Source organism: Cellulosilyticum ruminicola JCM 14822 (assembly GCF_001311925.1).
Taxonomy (GTDB): domain Bacteria; phylum Bacillota; class Clostridia; order Lachnospirales; family Cellulosilyticaceae; genus Cellulosilyticum; species Cellulosilyticum ruminicola.
Genome location: NZ_BBCG01000173.1, coordinates 1 through 882, shown reverse-complemented (window position 1 = coordinate 882; position 882 = coordinate 1). Strand labels below are relative to the sequence as shown.

At 32.1% G+C, this 882-nt stretch carries 1 protein-coding gene; it reads right to left on the bottom strand.

Annotated features, from left to right (window positions below; genetic code table 11):
* Positions 1-577: 577 nt before the first annotated feature.
* The coding region (locus JCM14822_RS21125) for a hypothetical protein (protein WP_172674873.1) at positions 578-882 on the bottom strand (305 nt) is incomplete at its 5' end.

Here is an 882-nt window from a genome sequence, read left to right as displayed (position 1 = left end):
CTTAATGCTTCGTATGGATTCTATGATGATAAGTTCATCCTGTAAGTCTCGTATTGAATTAGTCTACACTGTTAATCTAAAGCTTATAAAAGCACTCAATAAGATCGATTCCAAGCTTGTTCTAGAGGAATTAAAGTGTTATTTAGAAGAAGGACACAATCTATAGAACACGTGATAAAGATGCTACAACTAAGTTAGAATGGCTATTAGGACATTCAATCCTTTTAAAGGAGGTATGTTCAAAATATGATACTCAGATTCTAGAATGTAGAGCATTTGAACTATTAAAGAGTCTCCTAGAAGAACAAGTAGAAGTAAATAAAGAAGTTAAAACTGTTCCAAAGGATGGGAAGAGCCTTCATTCTGAAATACTTCAAAATCCAAGTGATCCAGATGCAACTTATAGAGAGAAATATAGTGGAAATGTAGGATATGTTGCAAATCTAGTAGAAAGTTTTAATGAGGATAGTGGTGTTATCACACATTATGATTTTAAACCTAACACATATTCAGATATCATAGTCGTTAACTTAAGACTAAGTTTTTTCAGCAACAATAAGTTGTTCTAAATAACCTTCTATTTTAGATAGGTGGTTTGTCTTAAACGTTTTTCATGCAAAGTCAACCTTCCTATCCTCTGAATTAAGTTAGAAAACGTCTCGTAAGTATGTAGTGTGATTCTTTTTAGTGTATAAAACTGATATAACTCTACAAGCAGTAATGTGTAAAATCTTTGGATGATTATGCCTCTCCCCTGATTCTTAAGCATGGTTTGATCTATACCATCATAAAGTGGCATTGTGAGTAATACTTCTAGAAGTTTCCCATAAAGAATTGCTTCTACATATTTAGTTTTACCTACATGCATTTTATCTAGCGAAA